This window comes from Gluconacetobacter takamatsuzukensis (assembly GCF_014174275.1).
Lineage (GTDB): Bacteria > Pseudomonadota > Alphaproteobacteria > Acetobacterales > Acetobacteraceae > Gluconacetobacter > Gluconacetobacter takamatsuzukensis.
On sequence record NZ_JABEQK010000003.1, the window covers coordinates 259500 to 277488 of the forward strand.

Sequence of the window (17989 nt, forward strand, 5' to 3'; positions counted from 1 at the left end):
ATACCGCCAAATTTCCGGAGCCCGCCCCCGTGAGTCTGCTCGTCATCACCGACCTGACCCTCCGCATCGCGGGGCGCACCCTGCTGGACGGGGCATCGCTGAGCGTCGATCCGGGGCGCAAGATCGGCCTGGTCGGGCGCAACGGCGCCGGCAAATCCACCCTGCTGGCCGCCATCGCCGGCGACATCGCGCCCGACGGCGGCACCATCACCCTCTCGTCGCGCGCCCGCATGGCCCGCATCCGGCAGGAAGCCCCCTCGGGTGACGCCAACCTGCTGGACACCGTGCTGGCCGGCGATCTCGAACGCACGACGCTGCTGGCAGAGTCGGAACGGACGACCGACCCCACGCGCCTGGCCGACATTCACGAGCGCCTGCGCGCCATCGGCGCCGACAGCGCCCCCGCGCGCGCCGCCACCATCCTGTCGGGCCTGGGCTTCGACGCCGCCGCGCAGGCCCGCCCGGTCTCCGATTTCTCGGGCGGCTGGCGCATGCGCGTGGCGCTCGCCACCGCCCTGTTCCTCAACCCCGACCTGCTGCTGCTGGACGAGCCGACCAACCATCTCGACCTCGAAGCCACGATCTGGCTGGAAAGCTGGCTGGCCCGCTTTTCCGGCGCGGCGCTGATCGTCAGCCACGATCGCGGATTGCTGGACCGCTCGGTCGACGCCATCGCCCATCTCGACCAGCGCCGCCTGTCGCTGACCCCCGGCGGCTATGACGAATTCGTCCGCATCCGCACCGAGCAGGCCCTGCAACAGGCCCGCGCCGCCGAGCGCATCGCCGCCCAGCGCGCCCACATGCAATCCTTCGTCGACCGCTTCCGCGCCAAGGCCACCAAGGCCCGACAGGCCCAGGCCCGCGTAAAGGCGCTGGAAAAGCTGCCGGTGATCGAAGCGGTGATCGAGGACACCCCCACCCGCTTCGCCTTCCCCGAACCCACGCCCCTGCCGCCGCCGATGCTGACGCTGGACCGCGTGTCGGTGGGCTATGACGGCAAGCCGATCCTCTCCAACCTGTCCCTGCGGCTGGACATGGAAGACCGGGTCGCCCTGCTCGGCGCCAACGGCAACGGCAAATCGACCTTCGCCAAGCTCATCGCCGGCCGCCTGGCCCCGCTATCGGGCACGGCCAGCCACAATCCGCGCCTGCGGGTCGGCTATTTCGCGCAGCACCAGGCCGAGGAACTGGTGCCGGACGAAACCCCCGTCGCCCACATGGCCCGCGCCATGCCCAAGGCGCCCCCGACCGCCGTGCGGGCCCAGCTCGCCCGCTTCGGGCTGGATGCCGACCGCGCGGACACGATCACGCGCGACCTTTCGGGCGGCGAGAAGGCCCGGCTGCTGCTGGCCCTGGCCACCCGCGACGCCCCGCACCTGCTGATCCTGGACGAACCGACCAACCATCTGGACCTGGATGCGCGCGAGGCCCTGATCCGCGCCCTGGCCGAATTCGAGGGCGCTGTGCTGCTGATCAGCCACGACCCGCATCTGGTCGAGCTGGTCGCCGACCGGCTGTGGCTGGTGGGCGACGGCACCGTCCGCCCCTTCGACGGCGACATGGCCGAATATCGCGTCTGGCTGTCCGAACGCGCCCGCGCCGCCAGCCGCCCGGCAACCTTTCCCGCGGCCCCCAGACGCGAGGACAGGCGCGACCGCGCCGAAGCCCGCAAGGCCGTCGCCCCCCTGCGCAGGAAGGCCCGCGACGCCGAGGCCCGCATCGGCAAGCTGGCGGCAGAACGCGCCCGGCTGGAAACCCGCCTGGCCGACCCCGCGCTTTACGCCACCGGCAGCGCAGAAGACGTAACGGCCATCAACACCCGCCTTGCCGCCATCGGGCGCGAAGAGGCGGCGGCCGAGGAAGAATGGCTGCTGGCCGAAGCCGCGATCGAGGAAGCCGCAACCCAGGACTGACCGGAAAGCGGCCCGTCCGGTATCCTTTCGTTCACCCGGGCGTTGCCAGTATTGCCGTCTGCCCGGTCGACCCCCAAGCCGACATCGACGCGGGCGGACGGATATGCGAACCATCCCCTTCATCGTCGACATGCGTTGAATCCCTCATCCAGCGGCCCGCCGATCTCCGGAATCGCAGCGCATTCCAAAGGCAGGCCGCCAGCCGACCACAAAGCGGAAACGCCATGCCCCCCATCGCCGTGACCGACTCCAAACCAGCCCCCCAGGCCGAAAAGCGGGACTCCCGGCACGAAGCGCCCGTCACCGATCCGCGCGCCGTGCAACTGGGCAGGATCCACGCCCTGCTCCAGCGGACGATCCTGCTGACCACCGGCATCCTGTCGATCTGGCTCCTCGGCCCCGTGCTGATGGTCGTGTTCGCCGCCACGCTGCTGGCGGTCATCCTCCACAACCTGGCGGTCCTGGCCCAGCGCTGGATCCGGCTGCCCTACTGGCTGGCACTGACCCTGGTCGTCGTGATCCTGCTGGCCGCCTTCGCCGGCCTGATCTGGAGCAGCGGCCCCACCATCGCCGAACAGGCAACCCGACTGCGCATTGCACTGACCACGCAGGCCTATACGGTGCGGGCGCAACTGGGCACCAGCGAGATCGGGCGCACCCTGCTGGACCACCTGCCCCAGACACTGGGCGGCAACCAGACCGGCGGCGGGGGCGACGGCATGGGCTCGCGCATCGCCGGCTCCATGACCGGCGTCCTGTCCTCGGCCTTCGGCGCCGTCGGCACGCTGGCGGTCATCCTGATCGCCGGCCTGTATTTCGCCCTGTCTCCCGCCCTCTACGCCAACGGCCTGCTGCGCCTGTTCCCCACCGCGCTCCGCCCGACGGCACGCAAGCTGCTGCTGGTGGCGGGGCGCACCCTGTGGGCCTGGACCGCCGGACAGGCGCTGGACATGTTCGTCGTCGGCATGCTGTCGGCAATCGGCCTGTGGTTCATCGGCGTGCCGCTGGCCCTGGCGCTGGGCGTCGTCGCGGGGCTGGCCAATTTCATCCCCTATATCGGCGCCTTCATCGGCGCGATCCCGGCCATCCTGCTGGGCCTGTCGGTCGGCACGCGCGAGGGGCTGTTGGTGCTGGCGCTCTACACCGCCATCCAGTTCTTCGAGGGCAATGTCATGGCGCCGCTGATCCAGCGCCATGCGGTCAAGATGCCGCCGGGCGTGACCATCCTGTCGCAGACCGTGTTCGGCACCATTCTCGGCCTGCCGGGCCTGATCCTGGCCTCGCCACTCACGGCCGCCCTGCTGGCGGTAATGGACAAGGCCACCCCGCCGCTGGACGAGTCCGACCGGGTCTGAAACCCGTCACATTCAGGGGGTAGCGGGGCGGATATAGGGGCGGATATCTACCCTCAGCATGCCGGCATGGTTCGCCGCCGCCAGCCCTTCGGCACTGTCTTCCAGCACCAGGCAGCACTCGGGCGCCGCACCCAGCCGCCGCGCGGCCTCCAGAAACAGGTCGGGCGCCGGCTTGGGCCGCGCCACGTCGTCGATGGTCACGATCGTATCGAACAGCTCCAGCAGCCCCGTCCGGGTCAGTGACGCCGTCACGATCTCCCGCGAACCGCTCGAGGCCACGGCCATCGGCAGCGTGCCGCGATACCGGCGGGCAAGGTCCGCCACCACCGCGATTTCCCGCAGGTCGGCCATCGCCGACAGCACGTTCCGCCGCGCGGCCCGGACGATGGCAGGGCGGTCGAGCACCCGCCCCAGCTCCGCTTCCATCAGGTCCAGCACCATATGCTCCGACAGGCCGCCCCGGCCGTGGAACCATTCCGGCGCCACCTCATGCGCCGCCTCCGACTGCAACGCCGCCAGCCAGCCCCGCAGATAAAGTGGCAGCGTATCGACCAGCGTCCCGTCGCAATCGAAGATCAGCGCCGCCGTGCCGGACGGAACGGCGATCACGGAAAGGCGGTCCGCTCGTACGGGTGCTGGTCCACAAGCTGGCGCAGCGGCGCGAAATCGGCTTCGGAAAACTGATGGACGCGGATCACGGCACCCGGCCGATCCTCCAGGAACACGGTGGTGTTCCAGTCGGCGGCGCTGATCCCGGTCCACAGCGTCATGCTGTAGGGAACGGGCTTGCCGTCCGGCCCCGCCGGCCGGTTCGCCGTCAGGGTGATGGTGGCATCGCCCGACGAAGGCGGCGTCTGCCCCAGCGGCCCCCAGACGGTGCGATGATGTTGCAGCCAGTCGTTGAGCGTATGGATTTCCGCCGCCGACAGCGCGCGCTGCTGGCGCATCGGCCCCACGCTGATCACGCCATTCGTCATTTCGGGAATGGCCAGGGGCTTGAAATTGGGCATCGCGAAGGACCACAGCACGGCCGATGTCCCGACCGTGACCGTCAGGAAGCCCAGAAGCAATGCTGTTTCCCGTCTCATACCTGATGTCTTTCTCGTTTATCCGCGAACGGCGGCAATAATGCGCGCAACCTCCGCATCCGTCAGTTCCGGGTGGATCGGCAGGGCCAGAATACGGCAAGCCAGATCTTCGGCAACAGGCAACGCCGTTCCGTCATGGTGGTCCTGATATGCGGGCTGAAGGTGGAGCGGCCGCGGATAATAGATCGCCGAAGGCACACCCTGCGCCTTCAGCCGCTCCTGCAACGCGGCACGGGCCGATTCGCCTTCGGTCAAGACGGCGTAGACCGCCCATGCGCTCTGCGAGCCCGCCACCCGCGCGGGCGTGACGACCGCCCCTTCCAGCCCCGAATCATAAGCCCGCGCAATCTCCTCGCGCCGGGCCAACTCGTCGTCGAACGCCTCCAGCTTCGCCAGCAGGACCGCCGCCTGGATCGTATCCAGCCGCCCGTTCATGCCGGTACGCAGCACTTCATAGCGCGTCTTGCCCTCGCCATGGGTGCGCAGCGAGCGATAGAGGTCCGCCCGCTCGGGGTCGTCGGTCAGGATCGCACCGCCATCGCCATACCCCCCCAGCGGCTTGGACGGGAAGAAGGACAGGGTCGTCGCCGTGGCCTCGCGCCCCAGCTTGCGCCCCGCCAGCGCCCCGCCGAACGACTGGGCGCAATCGTCCATCAGGAACAGCCCCTCGCGCTTCGCGATCGCGCGCAGCGCGGCCCACGGCGCCGGCTGCCCGAACAGATCGACCCCCACGATCGCGCGCGGGCGCAGCAGCCCGGCGGCGCGCACTTCGGCAATCCGCCGTTCCAGGCTGGCCGGGTCGATCTGGAAAGTCCGGGGGTCGACATCGACGAATACCGGAGTCGCATTCAGCAGCAGCGGCACCTCCGCCGTCGCCGTGTAGGTAAAGGCGGGCAGGAAGACCGCATCCCCCCGCCCGATTTCCTCGGCCATCATGACGATCTGGATCGCATCGGTGCCCGAGGACACGCCCACGCACTCGGCCGCGCCGGCATAGGCCGCCAGCGCCTGCTCCAGTTCCGCGACCTCGGGGCCCATCACGAACCGGCAATGCGCCATCACGGTATCGACCCGCCGCCGGATCGCATCGCCCAGCCGCGCCTGCTGCGCCGGCAGGTCGAGAAACGCGATGGGCGGAAGGCTTTCGGAAAGCGGGGCAGTCATGAATGCATCGTCCTTTCGGCGTCGGTCGATTCCACGGTCGGTTCCGCCATCATATCGTGCAGGTCGCCCGTCGGGTTATGGGCGAATTCGGGAACGAGACCCCTGATCAGCGCAAGGACGGCCTGCGCGTCGCCCCGGTGGCAGGCCGCGGCCAGCCGGTCGATGACCAGCCCCACCGCATGACGGTCGACAATACGCGGCGTCGCCATGCGCAGGCCCGGATGATCGGTCTCGGCCGGGGCCTCGCGCCCGTGGAACAGTTCCTCGAAGAGCTTTTCGCCCGGCCGCAGCCCGGTAAAATGGATCGGCACGTCGATCTGCGGGCGCAGGCCCGCCAGACGGATCATCTGCCGCGCCAGGTCGACGATCCTGACCGGCTTGCCCATGTCGAGCACGAAGATCCCGCCATTGCGCAGCAGCGTGTCGGTCCCGCTTTCCGCCTCGCCGCGAATCGTGCCGCGCACGCTGGCCTGCAGGACCAACCCCACGGCCTCCGACACCGTCATGAAATAACGCTGCATGTCGGGGTGCGTCACGGTCAGCGGGCCGCCCCGCTCCAGCTGGCGGCGAAACAGCGGCACGACCGATCCGGTCGACCCCAGCACGTTGCCGAACCGCACGGTCACGCAGCGCATGGCATTGCCCGCACCGCTCCGGGCCTCGACATCCAGCGCCTGGCAATACATCTCGGCCGCGCGCTTCGAGGCCCCCATCAGGCTGGAAGGGTTCACCGCCTTGTCGGTCGACACCATGACCAGCGCCAGGGCCCCGTTGCGCGCCGCCGCATCGGCGACCACGCGGGTGCCGATGACATTGGTCAGCACCCCCTCGCACGGATTGGCCTCGACCATCGGCACATGCTTCAGCGCGGCGGCATGAAAGACCAGTTCCGGCCGATAGAGGGCACAGATCTCCTCCATCCGGTCCCGATCGCGGATATCGGCCAGGATCGCCTCGCGCCGGATCGCCGGCGCGCGCTCGGACAGTTCCAGGTCGATCTGCCACAGCGCGAATTCCCCATGGTCCAGCAGCAGCAGATGCCTCGGCCCATACCCCGCGATCTGCCGCGCCAGTTCCGACCCGATCGACCCGCCGGCCCCCGTCACCAGGATCGTGCGGCCACCCAGCAGGGCCGCCATCCCGTCCCGGTCCAGGTCGATCTGCGGGCGGTTCAGCAGTTCCTCGATCGCGATCGGCCGCAATTCCAGCCGCGAGGCCGGGGTCAGGTCGGTCAGGTCGGGGGAACGTTGCACGGACAGGCCGCGCTGCTCGGCGGATGTCAGGACTCGCGCCAGCTCCTCACCCCGGAATTCGGCCTCGGTCACGATCAGCAGGTCCGGCCAGTCGCTGCCGCCGCGCGACCGGTCCAGAATGTCGTCCATCCGCCGCACATGGCCCAGAATGGGCACGCCGTGGATCCTGCGCCCCGTCTGCCGCCGCCCCCCGGTCATGATGCCCACGACCCGGAACGCCGGATGCGGCGCCCGCTCGATGGCGCGGATGAACAGGTCGACGGACTGGTCGGACCCGATCAGCACCACCTGCGCCGACGGATAACGCCGCGTCGAATGCCGGCACGACAGGCGGTAGACGATCCGCACTCCGCCCAGCGACACCAGCAGCACCAGCGCATGGATGAACGGAAAGGCCGGCGTCGGAATCGGAAAGCCCGTCACATACAGGCCCAGCGAGAACAGAATCGCGCTCGCCGCCGAAGCCCCGGCGATTCCCAGCAGGTCGTCCACCCCGGAAAAACGCCAATATTGCTGCTGGACGCGAAACGGCAGGCTGCTGATCACCAGCGTGATCGCCCCGCCGGCGATGAACCATAGCGGATGCAGCAGGCCGCCCCCCGGGTCGGCCAGCCAGCGGGCCAGCGGCGCCGACAGCGCGGCCAGGCCGCCATCCAGCATCACATTGACGGCGATTCGGTTGACCGGACGCCGCCCGACGTCGGGTTCACCAGGGTCGTCGACGGGGTCAGGGCGTTGCGAAGCCATTATCCCGCCCATATAGCCCAGCCCATTCCATGCTAGAAGAAGCCATGACGACAAAACATTGCTGCATCCGGTCGTGACCACCCTCTACCCGGCCCTGGCCTTCCCGTTCCTGCTGCTCGCCACCTGGATCGCCGCCGGCCTGATGGTGGCGGCAACGATCCGCCTGGGCGTCATGGACCATCCCGGACATCGCAGTTCCCACACCCGGCCCACGCCCAAGGGCGGCGGCATCGGCATCGTCGCGGCCTTCGTGCTGGCGGTGCCCGTCGGGCGCATGCTGCATGGCCTGCCGCCGCTGGACCCGCAGACGGCCACCCTGCTGGCCGCGACGGTCCTGCTGGGCGCGATCTCCTGGCTGGACGATCTCTACCAATGGTCCCCGCTCCTGAAGCTGGGGGCACAGGTCGCGGCGTCGGTCCTGGTGGCCGTCACGCTGCCGGTCGCCCCGGCCCTGTCCGCCATGCTGCCAGCCGCCCTGGCCGCGCCGGCATGGTTCGGGCTTGCGGTGCTCACCCTGGTATTCACGACCAACGCGGTCAATTTCATGGATGGGCTGAACGGGCTGGTCTCCGGTTCCGTCATGCTGGCCTGTCTCGTGATCGGGACCCTGGCGCCCGATACCGCCGTGGGCGTCATGGCCCTGCTTCTGGCGGCGGCGCTGGCCGGCTTCCTGCCGTTCAATTTCCCGTCGGCCCGGATCTTCATGGGCGATGTCGGCAGCCAGCCCTGCGGGCTGCTGGTCGGCACATTCGCACTGGCCTGCGCGGACCACCCCCATGCCGGCACCTCCGCCTGGTACGTCGTTCCCATACTGGCAGCCGGCCTGATCTACGATGTCCTGTATACGCTCGTCCGGCGCTGGCGGAACGGTGCCCGGCTGATGGAGGGCCATCGCGAGCATCTCTATCAACGCGCGACCCAGGGCGGCCTCCCGCCCGTCGCCGTCGCCCTCATCCACTGGGCGTTCGTCCTGTGGGGCGGGATGGCGGCCTATGCCGCCCTGCACGGCATCGTCGCGCTCGTCGCGGCCCTGCTGGCGGTCCTGCTGCCGCAACTGGCCTGGAGCGCCTTCGTCGAACGGCGCACGCGGCCACCGACCCGGATCACCTGAGCGGCGAACCGGGCCGACGGCCGAAAGACCCGTCAGTGGGTCAGCGTCAGTTCCAGCCCCTGGGCGGCACCGGCCAGCCGCGCGCCCTTCGAGATGGTATCGATCTTGATCGTCACGCCGTTGCCGTTGTGCAGCAGGCTGCCGCCCACGCCGTTGCCCAGCGTCGCCTCGCCGTTGCCGGCAACATAGGTGCCGTCGAAATCGTGCAGGTTCTTCAGGTTATAGACGGTGCCGGTGCCTTCGATCTTCGAATAGCCGACAGCGGCGATCGACCCGCCCTTGATGGTGAAATGATAGGTATGGTGCCCGAAGGTCAGTTTCCCGGTGCCCCACGTCCAGCCGACCCCGACATCGGCGGATTTGGCCTCCAGCCGGATATGGCCCACGGGTGCGCCCAAATCGTCGGCCGCACGGGCCGTCACCGGGCCAGGAAGGGACGTCGCCAGAAACGGAACGGCAAGAACGGCCACGGCAGCGATACGCGATGCCATATGCATGATCTTTCTCCTACGGTCTGTCCCGATCGGCTGAATTGACGCCCGCGTGGAATCGGCGGCACGAGCCCGTGCGTGCGGACCATCGGTCGCGCACGGCCCCGCCAATTCGTCCGATCGGCCTGTCGTCTTCCAGAATGAAATGACGGCTGCCCGGACGGGCAGCCGTCCCGCCGCAATCAGCCGGCGGCGCGGCGCGGCGCGCGCTCTTCGCGCACGATCTTGGCCGTGCGGCCAGTCGCCGGCACGCCGGCGGCCTCGCCCATGATCGAGCGCAGCTCGCGCAGATAGGCCGAACCCTTCAGCGTGCGCTGGACCAGGACCGAACGGCGATCCATCGGGTCCACCTTGCGACGGGCCAGGTCCAGCTCGCCCAGCCGGTCGAGGGCACGGGTGATGGCGGGCTTGGACACGTTCAGCGCCGCGGCCAGGCCACGAACGGTATGCGCCCCTTCCTCGAGATAGCAGGTGAGGAAGACGCCAAGCTGGCGGGCCGACAGATCGGGCCCGTCACGGCGCACCATGGCAACGATGGTGTCGCGCAGGGTGTTGACCAGCTGGTCGGTGGTCGATGAGTTCTGAGCCATAGTAAAAAAAGCCTTTCCCGAGGGGTCGGCAACGCCCCCTAAATGTTTTGCCGTCAGCGTTCCCGCTCAGGGTCCGACGGTCATTCCAGAAACGTATATAGTTTCAGAATGCGGCAGATATAAGCCCGAGAAACCAGGATAGTTCGATCCTTGTCATTATTTCACGATTGCGAGCTGTCCCTTGCATGAAGGATCGGCAACAAAGCTGCGTACAATGCACGCAAAACCGGGATTTCCCCCCCTTCCGGCCGTCCGGAACGGTAATGATCGTTCCATGCATACAGATCGATATGTGCCCAGCGCACGCCTGTTTTGATGAATTTTTTTAAAAACAGCGCCGCAGTCAGCGATCCGGCCATGGGTTTTGCCGACACATTGTTCATGTCGGCCACCGGACTCCGCAGCCACGAGGCATAATCGTCCCACAGCGGCAGCCGCCACAGCGGGTCGGCACACCCGTCCCCGGCCTCCAGGATCGCCTGCGCCACCCGGTCGTCATTGCTGAACAGGGCCGGCAGGTCCGGCCCCAGCGCCACCCGGGCAGCGCCGGTCAGCGTGGCCGCATCGATCAGCAGGTCCGGATTCGCCTCGCCCGCCTCGGTCAGCAGGTCGCACAGCACCAGCCGGCCCTCGGCATCGGTATTGCCGATCTCCACCGTCTGGCCCGACCGCGTGACCACCACGTCCGAGGGCCGCATCGCGGTGCCCGAGATACTGTTCTCGACACATCCCAGCCGCAGTTCCAGGCGGATGGGCAGGTCCCGCGTCATCACCAGCCGGGCCAGGGCCAGCATCACGGCGGCGCCGCCCATGTCCTTCTTCATGCGCAGCATCCCGGCCGCCGGCTTGATGTCGTAGCCGCCGGTATCGAAGCACACGCCCTTGCCCACCAGCGACAGCAGCGGGGCCTTCGCCCCGGCCCGGCTCCCCTCCCACCGGGCCACCACCACCTTGGGCGCACGCGCCGACCCGACACCGACATGCGCGACGGTGGGATAGGCCCGCGCCAGCTTCCGTCCCTTCACGACCTCCACCCGTGCGCCCAGCGGCTCCAGCAGGGTCAGGGCGGCATCGGCCAGTTCGGCCGGCCCCATCAGGTTGGGGGGCGCGTTGATCAGGTCCCGCCCCAGCCGGATCGCGTGCGCGACCTCCGCCCCGGCGGCACCGCCGGCGGGCACGACCAGGCGCGCGATGTCCCGCTCCGCCGGCGCGGCCCGGCCGAAGGCAGGCATGCGATAGGCCCCCAGGCAGAAGCCCAGGACCGCGATGTCGGGGGCAATGCCCTCGGGCAGCGCGATCTTCCACGCACCGGGCGGCAGGCCGGCGGCCAGGGTCCCGAACTGGAACGGGTCCGCCCCCGCGCGCACGCCCAGCACCGCCGCCGCCACGCCGTCCTTGCCCGGCACCAGCCCCAGCTCCCCGGCCAAGCCCCGAAAACCCGACTCGCGCAGGAACACGGCGCCGGATTCACCGACTCGTTCCGCCAGGGTCGCCAGATCGGCCTCGGTGATCGCATGGATCACGCGCACGCCGCTGCGTCGCCCCCGCGTGGACGGCAACAGGCAGGGGAATTCTTCCATGGACATCAGCGACCTCCGCGATCCGAACAGCGCCAGCGTGCGTCCTGCGGGCGGCCAACGCAACCGGTCGCGCATGTATTCTACGATCCTGACGCGGGTTTTGCTTGCAATCCATCCGATGTCATCTGAGCATGGCACCATGATGGGTGCATCCCCGGGGGCCGGGTCCCCCAGTGCCGCGCGACACGCTTTCCACCCTGCGCATGCCAGGCGAATCAGGGCCGTCCTCGGTCCGACCAACACAGGCAAGACGCACTTGGCCCTGGAGCGCCTGCTGGCCCATTCCAGCGGCATCATCGGCTTTCCCCTCCGCCTGCTGGCCCGCGAGAATTACGAGCGCATGGTCGCCGCCAAGGGCGCCGGCGCCGTCGCCCTGATCACGGGCGAGGAAAAGATCGTCCCGCCCAACGCCCGCTGGTTTTCCTGCACCGTCGAGGCCATGCCGCTGGACCAGCGCGCGGAATTCGTCGCGGTCGACGAAATCCAGCTCTGCGCCGATCCCGACCGGGGCCATATCTTCACCGACCGGCTGCTGCACGCGCGCGGCATGGTGGAAACCATGTTCCTGGGCGCGGAGACGATCCGCCCGCTGCTGCGCCGCCTGGTCCCGGGGATCGAGATCGACACCAGGCCGCGCCTCTCCAGCCTCACCCATCTCGGCGCCTGCAAGCTCACGCGCCTGCCCCCCCGTTCCGCCATCGTCGCCTTCTCGGCGACCGAGGTCTATGCGATCGCCGAGTTGATCCGCCGCCGGCGCGGCGGCTGCGCCGTCGTCATGGGCCAGCTCTCCCCGCGCACGCGCAACGCACAGGTGGCGCTGTATCAGGAACGCGAGGTCGATTACCTGGTCGCCACCGACGCCATCGGCATGGGCCTGAACATGGACGTCAACCATGTCGCCTTCGCCGGCCTGTCCAAGTTCGACGGCATGCGGGCCCGGCGCCTCCACCCCGCCGAAATCGCCCAGATCGCCGGCCGGGCCGGCCGGGGCATGCGCGACGGCACGTTCGGCACCGCCGGCACCTGCCCGCCCCTGCCCGAGGAAGTGGTCGAAGCCGTCGAAACCCACCGTTTCGACCCGATCGAGCGCCTGTTCTGGCGCAACAGCGACCTCGATTTCTCCGGCCCCGAGGCCCTACTGGCCAGCCTCAACCGCGCCCCGCCCATGGTGGGGCTGACCGCCGGCAACGAGGCCACCGATGTCCTGACCCTCGGCAGCCTGGCGGCGGTGCCCGAGATCCGCGCCCTCGTCCGCTCCTCCCGCGCCACCCGGCTGTTGTGGGAGGCCTGCCAGATCCCCGATTTCCGCAAGCTGGGCGACGAAAGCCATACCAGGCTCTGCGCCCGCATCTTCACCCATGTGATGCGCGACGGGCATGTCCCCGAATCCTGGATGGACGCACAGATCGCGGGCTTCACCCGCACCGACGGCGATATCGATTCCCTGATGCACCGGCTCTCGGGCATCCGCGTCTGCGCCTATATCGCCGCCCGGCGCGATTGGGTACGCAACGCCACCCAGTGGCAGGACCGCACCCGCGCGGTCGAGGACCAGTTGTCCGACGCCCTGCACGAACGCCTGACTGCCCGCTTCGTCGATCGTCGCGCCGCCTCCCTGATCCGCCGGCTCGATGAATCGGCCGAGGAAGACCTGCTGTCCGCCGTCACCGCCCAGGGCGAGGTGGTGGTGGAAGGCCATCCGGTGGGCCGGGTGGCGGGCCTGGACCTGGTGGCGGATTCCACCGGCGCCCTGCCCGACCAGCGCCTGCTGCTGCGCGCCGCCCGCCGCGCCCTGCGGACCGAGATCCCCCGCCGGGTCCAGACCCTCACCCAGGCCCCCGACGATGCCTTCGCCTTCTCGGCCGACGGGCGGTTCGTGGAATGGGACGGCGGCACCATCGCCCGCCTGCGCGGCGGCGACCACCTGCTGCGGCCACGGATCGACGTGCTGGACAATTCCTTCCTCGACGGCGCGCAGAAGGAACGCATCCGCGCCCACCTGGCCCAATGGCTGGACCGGCAGGTGCACGAGGCAATGGCCCCCCTGTTCGCCGCCCGCGCCGCCGTGGAAGCCGACCCGACGCTGCGCGGCCTGCTGCACCGGCTGGAGGAACAGGGCGGCGTGGTGGCCGACAGCCTATCCATGCCCCCTGCCCTGCGCACCCGCCTCAAGGCGCTGGGCGTGCGCATCGGGCGGCATGCGGTGCTGATGCCCTCGCTGCTGCGCCCTCATGCCATGCACCTACGCGCGATCCTGCTGGCCGCCCGCGCCGGGCGCAAGCTGCCCGACCTGCCGCCGGCCGGCGCGGTCTCGGTCCCGGCCGACGGCCCGCATGACGCCATCCTGGCGCAACTGGGCTGGATCGCCGCCGGCCCGGTGCGCCTGCGTCTGGACATTGCCGAGAAACTCTCGGGCGAACTGCGCTGGCGGGCCCGCAACGGCCCGGTCCCCCTGCCCGACGGCCTGCCGTCGCGCCTGGGCGTCCGGCCGGAAATGGTGGCGGCGATCCTGAAGGCCCTGGATATCCCCGTCCGCGCCGCGCGCCCGCTGGGGGCCAGCGAATACGGCCCGGCCGCACCGGCGATGCTGGCGGTGACGCAGGATGCCCGGCGCCGCCAGAAGCGACGGAATCCGCCCCCACCGCACGAGGCCCCGATCCACCGCGCCAGGCCGGCCAAGGGCCAGCCCCCTGCCCCCGCGCGGCCCATCGCCACCCCCAGGCCCTATCCCGTCCCGGACGGCCCGTTCGCGGCGCTGGCCGTGCTGAAATACCCGCGCCGATGAGCCGCGACCGCTCGGCGCCCGATCCCGCCGCGACCCAGCCGGCGACCCAGCGGCTCGATATCTGGCTGTGGTGCGCGCGCTTTGCCCGCCACCGGCCCGATTGCGCCCGCATGGCCCAGGCCGGCCTGGTGCGGATCAACCGGCAGCGTACGGAAAAGGCCCATGCGCTGGTGCGCCCGGGCGACGTCCTGACCCTGCCCTCGCCGTCCGACGACGGCGTGATGGTGCTGCGGATCGTGGCGCTGGCGCAGCGGCGCGGGCCGGCGGCCGCCGCACGCCTGCTCTACGAGATCGTGCCCGAACGGGCCCTGTCCTCCGTGGAATGATCCCGGTCGCGTCCCGACAAGGCAGCATGGCGTCTTTGACTTGCCATGGCTTCAAAAGACTTTCATACCAGCGCCCATCATAGGCGAGGCTCCCGTTGGCGGCACCTCGCAGGCCCAAGGCTGATGATGTCGTCGATCGCGACGTTATCGCAGCTACAGATAATCGGAGATGAACGATGACCTACGTGGTCACCGAAAACTGCATCCGCTGCAAGTTCATGGACTGTGTCGAGGTGTGCCCGGTCGATTGCTTCTACGCCGGCGAGAACTTCCTGGTCATCAACCCCGACGAGTGCATCGATTGCGGCGTGTGCGAGCCGGAATGCCCGGCCGAGGCCATCGTCCCCGACAGCGACGACCGCGCTGCCGCATGGGCCGAGATCAATGCCAGCTACTCCGCGAAATGGCCCAACATCACCCGCAAGGGCACAGCCCCCGCCGATGCCGAGGAATGGAAGGACAAGCCCGGCAAGAAGGACCTGCTGTCGCCCGAGCCGCACAAGGACTGATCCCCCTGGTCGAAGCGGCGTCCCCGCCGCTTCGACACGGACATGAAAAAGGCCGGTGAGGTTTCCCTCACCGGCCTTTTTCATGTCTGGCATCCATCCGGTCCGGGAGCCTTGCGGCACCCGGTTAGGCGGATATCAGCGCGACATCATGTTGATCGAGGTGTCGTGCATGATGAACAGCGTGCCGACGATCAGGATGAAGACCGTCAGGACGGTGAAGACGAATGCCATCACATTCCAGCGCTGCTCGGAAGACGTGTTCATGTGGAGGAAGAACACCAGATGAACCACGATCTGCACCGCGGCCAGGATCGCAATGGCAGCAATCGTCCCGGAGGGCGAGAAGCTGTGAGCCATCACGATGCCGAAGGCGGCAACCGTCAGCAGGACAGAGATGACGAACCCGGTAAGGTAAGACCCTACGCTTCCGTGGCTCGCTCCCGAATGGTCCGTATGCGCATGCGCGTCAGCCATCAGATCACACTCATCAGATAGACAAAGGTGAAGACACAGATCCAGACGATGTCCAGGAAGTGCCAGAACAGGCTGAGGCAGGTCAGCTTGTTCGTCATGCGCTCGGACAGGACGGTCTTTCCACCCGTCTGGACGATCAGGACCGCCATCCACAGCAGGCCGCAGGTCACGTGCAGACCGTGGGTCCCGACCAGGGTGAAAAAGGCGGACAGGAACGCGCTGCGATCCGGTCCATTGCCTTCCGCAATCATGTGCGAGAACTCACGGAGCTCCATGAACAGGAAGCCCAGGCCCAGGATGAACGTCACCCCAAGCCAGCCCCGCAGCGCGCCCAGCTTGTTCTGGTGCGCGCTGATCATGCCGAAACCGTAGGTGATCGAGCTGAGCAGCAGCAAGGCTGTCTCGATCCCGACCCCGTTCAGTTCGAAGACGTCCTTGCCGGTGGGACCACCGGCAAACTGGTTGCGCATCACAGCGAACACCGCGAACAGCGTTCCGAAGATGATGCAGTCGGTCATCAGATACAGCCAGAACCCGAACACCACGGGAGATTCGTGGTGTTCCTCGTGGGCGTGGGCCGCATCAGCAGTGATATCGTGCGCCATTATTCCGCCGCCTGTGCCGCCAGAAGGTTACGGGTATGCTCGTTCTCGATACGGGCAACCTCGGACGCCGGCACATAGTAGTCGACATCGTTGTTGCTGCTCCGCGCGATCACGGTCGCGATGACACCGATCAGGCCGACGGCCGCCAGCCACCAGATCCACCACACAGCGGCGAAACCGAGGATCAGGCTGAACATGCCGACGAAGAAGCCCGCGGCCGTGTTCTTCGGCATATGGATCGGCTGATAGGTCGAACCGGCGGCACGGGTATCGATGCCGGCCTCCTTGTCGTGGGCGAACGCATCCAGGTCATGCACCACCGGAACAACCGCGAAGTTGTAGAACGGCGGGGGCGACGAGGTCGACCATTCCAGCGTGCGCGCGTTCCACGGATCGCCCGTCAGGTCGCGGTTCTCGGCCAGGTTACGGTCGCGGATCGAGACATAGATCTGCGTCAGCTGGCAGACGATGCCCAGGGCGATCATCACGGCGCCGGCTTCGGCGACCAGCAGCCACGGATACCATTCCGGGTTGTCGTAATGGTTCATGCGACGGGTCATGCCCTCGAAGCCCAGGACATAGAGCGGCATGAACGCGAAGTAGAAGCCGACGAACCACAGCCAGAACGCCCGCTTACCCCACGCCTCGTTCAGCTTGAAGCCGAAAGCCTTGGGGAACCAGAAGTTCATCGCCGCGACATAGCCGAAATACACGCCGCCGATGATGACGTTGTGGAAGTGGGCGATAACGAACAGCGAGTTGTGCAGGACGAAGTCGGCGGCCGGGATGGCCAGCATGACGCCGGTCATGCCACCGATGGTAAAGGTGATCATGAAGCCGATCACCCAGTACATGGTCGCGTGGAACTCGACGCGGCCCTTATACATGGTGAACAGCCAGTTGAAGATCTTCACGCCGGTCGGAATGGCGATGATCATCGTCATGATGCCGAAGAACGTGTTGACGTTGGCACCCGCACCCATGGTGAAGAAATGGTGCAGCCACACGACCATCGACAGGACCATGATCGAGCAGGTCGCATAGACCATGGTGTTGTAGCCGAACAGCGGCTTGCGCGAGAAGGTCTGCGTGATTTCCGAGAACGCACCGAAGGCGGGCAGAACCAGGATGTAGACCTCCGGATGTCCCCAGCCCCAGATGACGCTCAGGTACAGCATCTGGTTGCCGCCGCCGTCATTGGTGAAGAAGTGCATGCCGAGGTAACGGTCCAAGCCCAGCAGGCCCAGGGCCACGGTCAGGATCGGGAAGGACAGCATGATCAGCACGCTCGTGCAGAAGATGGTCCAGGTGAACACCGGCATCTTCATGAACGTCATGCCGGGCGCGCGCATCTTCACGATGGTGGTGAAGAAGTTCACGCCGGTCAGCAGCGTGCCGACACCCGAAAGCTGGACTGCCCAGATATAGTAGTCGACACCGACACCGGGGCTGAACTGCTGCTCGGACAGGGGCGGATACGCCAGCCAGCCGCACTGCGAGAACTCACCGATGAACAGCGAGATGTTGATCAGCACGAAGCTGATCGTCGTCATCCAGAAGCTGAGCGAGTTCAGGAAGGGGAAGGCCACGTCGCGCGCGCCGATCTGCAGCGGCACGATCACGTTCATCAGCCCGGTCATGAACGCCATCGCCATGAAGAAGATCATGATGGTGCCGTGGGCCGAGAAGATCTGGTCGTAGTGATGCGGCGGCAGGTAGCCCGGATTGCCGGCATAGGCCAGCGCGAGCTGCGAGCGCATCATGATGGCGTCCGCGAAGCCACGGAACAGGGCGACCAGGGCCAGGACGATATACATCACGCCCAGGCGCTTGTGGTCTACCGAAGTGAACCACTCTTTCCAGAGATAGCCCCACTTGCCGTAATAGGTGATGAGCCCCAGCACCGCCAGGCCGGCGATCGCCGCACCGGCAAAGGTGCCGACAAGGATAGGCACATCGATCGGAATATCCGACCAGCTTAATTTTCCTAACATCGGT

General features: G+C 67.9%; 16 protein-coding genes. 6 read left to right on the plus strand and 10 right to left on the minus strand.

From position 1 onward, the window contains the following. The first annotated feature begins 29 nt into the window (after window positions 1-29). Complete coding sequence (locus HLH27_RS05645) at window positions 30-1913, plus strand: ATP-binding cassette domain-containing protein (RefSeq protein ID WP_182948536.1); 1884 nt, start codon at window positions 30-32, stop codon at window positions 1911-1913. A 224-nt stretch (window positions 1914-2137) separates the two neighbouring features. Further along, window positions 2138-3268, plus strand: a complete 1131-nt coding sequence (locus HLH27_RS05650) for an AI-2E family transporter (protein ID WP_182948537.1) — start codon at window positions 2138-2140, stop codon at window positions 3266-3268. 12 nt (window positions 3269-3280) lie between these two features. On the opposite strand, the gene HLH27_RS05655 is transcribed toward HLH27_RS05650, so the two are convergent. From HLH27_RS05655 to HLH27_RS05670, 4 genes are read right to left on the minus strand one after another with little or no spacing between them, the layout of a single operon-like run. After that, window positions 3281-3877 carry an HAD-IA family hydrolase gene (locus HLH27_RS05655; protein WP_182948539.1) on the minus strand — a complete coding sequence of 199 codons (597 nt, stop codon included), beginning with the start codon at window positions 3875-3877 and terminating at the stop codon, window positions 3281-3283. After that, window positions 3874-4356 (minus strand): hypothetical protein, encoded by a 483-nt coding sequence (locus HLH27_RS05660; protein ID WP_182948540.1) that lies wholly within the window; start codon window positions 4354-4356, stop codon window positions 3874-3876. Before HLH27_RS05660 ends, HLH27_RS05655 begins: the two co-directional genes overlap by 4 nt. Before the next feature lie 18 nt (window positions 4357-4374). Further along, window positions 4375-5520: a DegT/DnrJ/EryC1/StrS family aminotransferase gene (locus tag HLH27_RS05665; protein ID WP_182948542.1), complete on the minus strand. Its 1146-nt coding sequence runs from the start codon at window positions 5518-5520 to the stop codon at window positions 4375-4377. After that, window positions 5517-7520, minus strand: a complete 2004-nt coding sequence (locus tag HLH27_RS05670; RefSeq protein WP_246375509.1) for a polysaccharide biosynthesis protein — start codon at window positions 7518-7520, stop codon at window positions 5517-5519. Before HLH27_RS05670 ends, HLH27_RS05665 begins: the two co-directional genes overlap by 4 nt. Window positions 7521-7578: 58 nt before the next feature. On the opposite strand from HLH27_RS05670, the gene HLH27_RS05675 reads away from it, so the two are divergent. After that, complete coding sequence (locus HLH27_RS05675) at window positions 7579-8631, plus strand: glycosyltransferase family 4 protein (protein WP_246375512.1); 1053 nt, start codon at window positions 7579-7581, stop codon at window positions 8629-8631. A gap of 32 nt (window positions 8632-8663) precedes the next feature. Here the strand turns inward: HLH27_RS05675 and HLH27_RS05680 are convergent, their stop codons facing one another. From HLH27_RS05680 to HLH27_RS05690, 3 genes are all read right to left on the minus strand, one after another. After that, complete coding sequence (locus HLH27_RS05680) at window positions 8664-9128, minus strand: hypothetical protein (RefSeq protein WP_182948546.1); 465 nt, start codon at window positions 9126-9128, stop codon at window positions 8664-8666. 176 nt (window positions 9129-9304) lie between these two features. Next, window positions 9305-9712 (minus strand): MarR family transcriptional regulator, encoded by a 408-nt coding sequence (locus HLH27_RS05685; RefSeq protein ID WP_182948548.1) that lies wholly within the window; start codon window positions 9710-9712, stop codon window positions 9305-9307. A 161-nt stretch (window positions 9713-9873) separates the two neighbouring features. Continuing rightward, window positions 9874-11298, minus strand: coding sequence for a leucyl aminopeptidase family protein (locus tag HLH27_RS05690; RefSeq protein WP_182948550.1), 1425 nt, complete (start codon window positions 11296-11298; stop codon window positions 9874-9876). Window positions 11299-11431: 133 nt separating this feature from the next. Between HLH27_RS05690 and HLH27_RS05695 the strand changes: the two genes are divergently transcribed. The 3 genes from HLH27_RS05695 (at window position 11432) to fdxA (ending at window position 14912) form a co-directional block, all read left to right on the plus strand. Next, a complete protein-coding gene (locus HLH27_RS05695; RefSeq protein ID WP_182948551.1) occupies window positions 11432-14077 on the plus strand; it encodes a helicase-related protein in 2646 nt (881 codons plus the stop codon). Further along, window positions 14074-14403 (plus strand): RNA-binding S4 domain-containing protein, encoded by a 330-nt coding sequence (locus tag HLH27_RS05700; protein WP_182948553.1) that lies wholly within the window; start codon window positions 14074-14076, stop codon window positions 14401-14403. Before HLH27_RS05695 ends, HLH27_RS05700 begins: the two co-directional genes overlap by 4 nt. 176 nt (window positions 14404-14579) lie before the next feature. Next, window positions 14580-14912, plus strand: coding sequence for a ferredoxin FdxA (gene fdxA, locus HLH27_RS05705; protein ID WP_012225727.1), 333 nt, complete (start codon window positions 14580-14582; stop codon window positions 14910-14912). A 135-nt stretch (window positions 14913-15047) separates the two neighbouring features. On the opposite strand, the gene cyoD is transcribed toward fdxA, so the two are convergent. From cyoD to cyoB, 3 genes are read right to left on the minus strand one after another with little or no spacing between them, the layout of a single operon-like run. Further along, entirely contained in the window at window positions 15048-15386 is a 339-nt protein-coding gene (gene cyoD / locus HLH27_RS05710; protein WP_182948555.1) for a cytochrome o ubiquinol oxidase subunit IV, read from the minus strand. Beyond that, entirely contained in the window at window positions 15386-15991 is a 606-nt protein-coding gene (gene cyoC, locus HLH27_RS05715) for a cytochrome o ubiquinol oxidase subunit III (RefSeq protein WP_182948557.1), read from the minus strand. Before cyoC ends, cyoD begins: the two co-directional genes overlap by 1 nt. After that, window positions 15991-17985, minus strand: a complete 1995-nt coding sequence (gene cyoB / locus HLH27_RS05720) for a cytochrome o ubiquinol oxidase subunit I (protein ID WP_182948558.1) — start codon at window positions 17983-17985, stop codon at window positions 15991-15993. Before cyoB ends, cyoC begins: the two co-directional genes overlap by 1 nt. Between the last annotated feature and the right edge of the window lie 4 nt (window positions 17986-17989).

Coding starts and splice junctions, on each gene's coding strand:
- cyoC (WP_182948557.1), bottom strand. CDS start 15,991: ATGGCGCACGATATCACTGCTGATGCGGCCCACGCCCACGAGGAACAC.
- HLH27_RS05680 (WP_182948546.1), bottom strand. CDS start 9,128: ATGCATATGGCATCGCGTATCGCTGCCGTGGCCGTTCTTGCCGTTCCG.
- HLH27_RS05670 (WP_246375509.1), bottom strand. CDS start 7,520: ATGGCTTCGCAACGCCCTGACCCCGTCGACGACCCTGGTGAACCCGAC.
- HLH27_RS05665 (WP_182948542.1), bottom strand. CDS start 5,520: ATGACTGCCCCGCTTTCCGAAAGCCTTCCGCCCATCGCGTTTCTCGAC.
- HLH27_RS05690 (WP_182948550.1), bottom strand. CDS start 11,298: ATGTCCATGGAAGAATTCCCCTGCCTGTTGCCGTCCACGCGGGGGCGA.
- cyoD (WP_182948555.1), bottom strand. CDS start 15,386: ATGGCTGACGCGCATGCGCATACGGACCATTCGGGAGCGAGCCACGGA.
- HLH27_RS05660 (WP_182948540.1), bottom strand. CDS start 4,356: ATGAGACGGGAAACAGCATTGCTTCTGGGCTTCCTGACGGTCACGGTC.
- fdxA (WP_012225727.1), top strand. CDS start 14,580: ATGACCTACGTGGTCACCGAAAACTGCATCCGCTGCAAGTTCATGGAC.
- HLH27_RS05685 (WP_182948548.1), bottom strand. CDS start 9,712: ATGGCTCAGAACTCATCGACCACCGACCAGCTGGTCAACACCCTGCGC.
- HLH27_RS05700 (WP_182948553.1), top strand. CDS start 14,074: ATGAGCCGCGACCGCTCGGCGCCCGATCCCGCCGCGACCCAGCCGGCG.
- HLH27_RS05695 (WP_182948551.1), top strand. CDS start 11,432: ATGATGGGTGCATCCCCGGGGGCCGGGTCCCCCAGTGCCGCGCGACAC.
- HLH27_RS05650 (WP_182948537.1), top strand. CDS start 2,138: ATGCCCCCCATCGCCGTGACCGACTCCAAACCAGCCCCCCAGGCCGAA.
- cyoB (WP_182948558.1), bottom strand. CDS start 17,985: ATGTTAGGAAAATTAAGCTGGTCGGATATTCCGATCGATGTGCCTATC.